This is a genomic window from Streptomyces graminilatus (genome assembly GCF_001418565.1).
Classification (GTDB): Bacteria; Actinomycetota; Actinomycetes; order Streptomycetales; family Streptomycetaceae; genus Streptomyces; species Streptomyces graminilatus.
Genome location: NZ_LIQQ01000607.1, coordinates 384 through 5,352 on the forward strand (window position 1 = coordinate 384; position 4,969 = coordinate 5,352).

The following is a 4,969-nucleotide window of genomic DNA, read 5'->3' on the forward strand; positions in this document are numbered from 1 at the left end:
CCGGCCAGGATCTCGGCGACCTTCGACTCGGAGCCGGGCTTGACGGTGAAGGTGAGGGCATGGCGTGCGACACCGTCGCCCACCCTGGCCGCCACCTGCGTGCCCGCCGCCGAGACCGGCGGGAGGGGCCCGTTGGGGGTCGTCTCACGGAGGATGCTGTAGCGCATCGACCGGGTGTCCCGGACGCAGCTGTGCATCGCCCGTACGGTCTCGACGTGCTCCTCGCTGTTCACCCAGGCGAGGAAGGGCGGGGCGCTCTCCCACTCGCTGGTGATGAGCCACTGCGAAGGGTTCTCGATCGACTGGCAGAGCTGGTCACTGAGGTGACCGGGGACAGCCGCGACCTGGTTGCGCATGAGTTCGTACGCGTCCAGGAACTGCTGCTGGGCTCCTTCGTACAGGTCGAGCAGCAGGATCACCCGCAGCCTGGAACCGTCGAACGCGGACTGCGATATGCGTCCCGAGATGGTCATCCGGCGCACCTCTCCTCTTCGTCGTGGGAGTTCGCCCTGCCGTGCGGGTCCGTTCCGGAAATCCGTGGTGGAGGTCCGTCGGGAGGTCCGTCCTGGAAGGCGGGGAGCGACCGCCGTTTCCGAAATGTCGGGGCCGCCATGAGCCGATAGTTGACGCGAGTGGCGAAGTGCGCGACTTCCACGGGGTCGGGCGGGTGAACGGTGCGCCATCCGGGTGCTCCCGGCGGGCGGATCGCTCCCGGCCGATGCACTGTGCAGGGGCGTTCCCTCGCCGGGCCGCCCACCGGCAGGACCGGCAGTACCGGCACACACTGGAGGCATCACATGAACCGCGCGGAAGAGGCCGACGGCGGAGTCGGCCACCACACGCCCGTCCTGATCGTCGGCGGCTCCCTGGTGGGGCTGTCCACCTCCCTGTTCCTCGGCCGCCTCGGCGTGCCGCACATGCTCGTGGAGCGTCACTCGGGCACCTCGATCCATCCACGTGGGCGCGGGAACAACGTGCGCACCATGGAGTTGTTCCGGGTGGCCGGGGTGGAGCGGCGCATCGAGGAGGCGGCGTCGGTCCTCGCCGACAACCACGGCATCCTGCAGACCCCCGCCCTCGTCGGTGACGTGGGCGAATGGCTCTTCAAGGAGATCGACCCCGGCGGGGGGCTCGCCCGCTTCAGCCCGAGCGGTTGGTGCCTGTGCAGCCAGAACGACCTGGAGCCGGTCCTGCTGGCGAACGCGCGCTCTCTCGGCGGGGATCTGCGGTTCTCGACCGAGCTGATGTCGTTCGAGCAGGACTCCGACGGGGTGACCGCGCGGCTCAAGAGCCGGGAGACCGGTGAGCACACCGTCGTCCGCGCGGACTACCTGGTCGCGGCGGACGGTCCGCGCAGCCCCGTCCGCGAACAGCTCGGCATCGGGCAGAGCGGCCCGGGCGACCTGTTCCACAACGTGAGCGTCACGTTCACCTCGCGCGGCCTGGCCGAGGTGGTCGGCGACCGGCGCTTCATCGTCTGCTACCTGACCAATCCGGAAGCCGACGGGGCCCTGCTGCCCGTCGACAACCAGGAGCGCTGGGTGTTCCACGCGCCGTGGCACCCCGAACAGGGCGAGACGCTGGAGGAGTTCACCGACGAGCGGTGCCGGGAACACATCCGGCGGGCCGTCGGCGTACCGGATCTGGATGTGGAGATCACCGGCCGGGCCGCCTGGCACGCCGCCGAGCGGGTCGCCCAGCGGTACGCGGACCGCAGGGTGTTCCTGGCCGGCGACTCGGCCCACGAGATGTCCCCCACCGGCGCGTTCGGCTCCAACACCGGTATCCAGGACGCCCACAACCTCGCCTGGAAGCTGGCCGCCGTGCTGGGCGGCTGGGCGGGTCCCGGGCTGCTGGGGTCGTACGACCTGGAGCGCAGGCCGGTCGCGGAGGCGACGAGCGCCCGTGCCTCCTCTCGGTCGGTCGAGCACAGCCACCCCGGGTACACGCCCGCTCCCGGGGCAGGCGGTCCCGGTGGCCGGAAGGGCGGCATCCTCAACGTGGCGCTGGCGTACCGCTATCCGCGCGGTGCGGTGCTCGGCGCCGACCCGTCGGTTCCGGTCGTGCCCGAGGGCGTACGGCTGACGGGTGATCCCGGCAGCCGGGCTCCGCACCTGTGGCTGAACCGGGCCGGCACCCGGATCTCCACGCTCGACCTGTACGAGGGTTCGATGGTGCTGCTCAGCTCGGCGGGCGGCGGTGTCGACTGGCACGGCGCGGCGGCGGACGTCGCGCGGCAGCTGGCGGTGCCGCTGGACTCGTACCGGATCGGCAGCGGGCCGGACGCGGAGCTGTTGTCCGCGAGCGACCTGGAATGGTCGGAGGCGTACGGCGTGACCGCGGACGGGGCGGTGCTGGTGCGGCCCGACGGGTTTGTCGCGTGGCGCTCGGAAGGGGCGTCGGCGAACCCCGGGGCGGTGCTGCGAGAGGCCTTGTCTGCGCTGCTCGACCGGCACTGACTCGCTGGACCGGAACAGAGTCTCAGGACCGGAACTGACCGATCGATTCGCTTCCGTGCACGGAGACTTCAACCTCCGTGCACGGAAACGGTTCGCCAGACCGGTCGCCGCTCTGCTTGGCTCGCATCATGAGTGATCTGCACATCCGCCCGGCCGGCCACGCGGACATCGACTCCGTGCTGCGGTTCTGGCGTGAGGCCGCCGAGGGAACCAGCATCAGCGACGACCGCGACGGCGTGACCCGGCTCGTCGACCGGGACCCCGAGGCCCTGCTCCTCGCGGAGCGCGACGGGGTTCTCTCGGGCACCGTGATCGCCGGTTTCGACGGCTGGCGCTGCCATCTCTACCGGCTCGCGGTACACCCGGAGCGGCGCCGTCAGGGCATCGGTTCGGCGCTGCTGGCGGCGGCCGAGGAGCGGTTCGCGCGGCTGGGCGGGCGGCGCGCGGACGCCATGGTGCTGGAGCGCAACGAGAGCGGGCAGCAGGCATGGCGTGCGGCCGGGTACGGACCCGAGGAGCAGTGGCGGCGCTGGGTGAAGCCCCTCACCGACTGACCCGCTTTGCACATCCTTTACCATTGGTGGACCAGTTGCTTTTCATAGTTCTCTGAACTTCTCCGAGGAAAGGTGTGAGCGTCCGCCCATGGGCGAGCCTCCCAGTAGCACCGGCACCACCCGGCATCGAGCGATCCCGCCGCCCCTGCCCGATCCTGGGACGGAGGTGACCCGATGACAGAAGTGCTCCTTCTCCTGGTGGCGATCCTGCTCTCCCTGGCCTGCGGCGCGTTCGTCGCGGCGGAGTTCTCCCTCACCACGGTCGAGCGCGGCGAGCTGGAACGCGCGGTGGAGCGCGGCGAGCGGGGTGCCGCCGGCGCCCTGAAGGCCGTACGGAACCTCACGTTCCAGCTCTCCGGCGCGCAGCTCGGCATCACGGTCACCAATCTGGTGGTCGGCATGCTCTCCGAGCCGTCGATCGCCGCGCTGATCGCGGGCCCGCTCGAATCGCTCGGCGTCCCGGCCTCGGCGTCCTCGACCCTGGCGCTGGTGATCGGTACGGCGTTGTCGACCGTATTCCTGATGGTCGTCGGCGAGCTGGTGCCCAAGAACTGGGCGATCTCGTCGCCGCTGGCCGTGGCCAAGCGGGTGGCGACACCGCAACGCTGGTTCAGCGCCGCTTTCCGGCCGTTCATCACGCACCTCAACAACACGGCGAACCGCATGGTGCGCCTCTTCGGCATCGAGCCCGCCGAAGAGCTGGCCTCCGCGCGCGGCCCCCAGGAACTGGCCGCGCTGGCCAGGCACTCGGCGAAGGCGGGCGCCCTGGAGCCCGACACCGCCGAACTCTTCGTACGAACCCTGAACCTCGCCGACCTCACCGCGGAGAACGTGATGACACCGCGCGTCCAGGTCGTCGCCCTCGACGCCCAGGCGACCTGCGAGGACGTGGCGAACGCGACACGGGCGACCGGGCTGTCCCGGTTCCCCGTCTACCACGGCAACCTCGACTCGGTCGTCGGCGTCGCACACATCAAGGACTGCCTCGCGTTGCCCGCGGAACGCCGCCCCCGGGTGAGCGTCTCCGAAGTGATGCGCGAGCCGCTGCTGGTCCCCGAGTCGCTGACCGTCGACCGGCTGCTCGACCGGCTCTCCGGAAAGCGCACGATGGCGGTCGTCATCGACGAGTACGGCGGTACGGCGGGCGTGGCGACGCTGGAGGACATCGTCGAGGAGGTCGTCGGCGAGGTGCGGGACGAGCACGACCCGCACGAGCTGTCCGACCTCGACCCGGCCGGCACCGACGACGAGGGCCGCGCCCTCTACTCCGCTGACGGCGCCGCCCGCACCGACCAGCTGGCCCGCGTCGGCCTGCGGCTGCCGGAGGGGCCGTACGAGACCCTCGCCGGCCTGGTCGCGACCGAGCTGGGCCGTATTCCACGGGCCGGTGACACCGTCGAGGTCGCCGACTGGCGCCTGGACGTGGTGGACGCCTCGGGCCGCCGGGCCGCCCGCGTCCTGCTGCACGCACCGCGAGCGAGGGAAGAGCCCGAGACCGACAAGGACAGGACTCACAAGAACAAGAAGGAAGGGGAGGCGAAGTGACGACCGTCCAGTTGCTGATCGGGCTGGCGACGCTGGTCGTCAACGCCTTCTTCGTGGGCGCCGAGTTCGCGCTGATCTCCGTACGCCGCAGCCAGATCGAGCAGTATGTCGAGGAGGGCGCCGACGGGGACCGCGCGGACGGTGACCGGCGGGCGAAGAGCGTGCTGTGGGGTCTGGAGCACGTGTCCGCGCTGCTGGCGGCGGCCCAGTTGGGCATCACACTGTGCACGCTGGTCCTCGGAGTGGTCGCCGAGCCGGCGATCGCGCATCTGCTGGAACCGGTGTTCCACGCGGTGGGTGTCCCCGCGAGCGCGGGCCACGCGGTGTCCTTCGTGATCGCCCTCACCCTGGCGACCTATCTGCACATGCTGCTCGGCGAGATGGTGCCGAAGAACATCGCGCTCGCCGAGC

The 4,969-nt window shown here is 70.9% G+C and carries 5 protein-coding genes; 4 read left to right on the forward strand and 1 reads right to left on the reverse strand.

The window, feature by feature from the left end; all coding sequences use genetic code 11:
* On the reverse strand, positions 1-473 hold a 473-nt coding region (locus AOK08_RS48050; RefSeq protein ID WP_241827270.1), incomplete at its 3' end, for an antibiotic biosynthesis monooxygenase.
* Between the two features lie 324 nt (positions 474-797).
* Here AOK08_RS48050 and AOK08_RS37905 point away from each other — a divergent pair.
* The 4 genes from AOK08_RS37905 to AOK08_RS37920 form a co-directional block, all read left to right on the forward strand.
* Positions 798-2,459, forward strand: a complete 1,662-nt coding sequence (locus tag AOK08_RS37905) for an FAD-dependent oxidoreductase (RefSeq protein ID WP_055534568.1) — start codon at positions 798-800, stop codon at positions 2,457-2,459.
* Positions 2,460-2,587: 128 nt separating this feature from the next.
* Positions 2,588-3,013 carry a GNAT family N-acetyltransferase gene (locus AOK08_RS37910; RefSeq protein ID WP_055534570.1) on the forward strand — a complete coding sequence of 142 codons (426 nt, stop codon included), beginning with the start codon at positions 2,588-2,590 and terminating at the stop codon, positions 3,011-3,013.
* A gap of 174 nt (positions 3,014-3,187) precedes the next feature.
* Entirely contained in the window at positions 3,188-4,558 is a 1,371-nt protein-coding gene (locus AOK08_RS37915) for a hemolysin family protein (protein ID WP_055534569.1), read from the forward strand.
* A partial coding sequence (locus tag AOK08_RS37920; RefSeq protein WP_157876965.1) for a CNNM domain-containing protein occupies positions 4,555-4,969 on the forward strand: 415 nt, incomplete at its 3' end. The genes AOK08_RS37915 and AOK08_RS37920, both read left to right, overlap by 4 nt.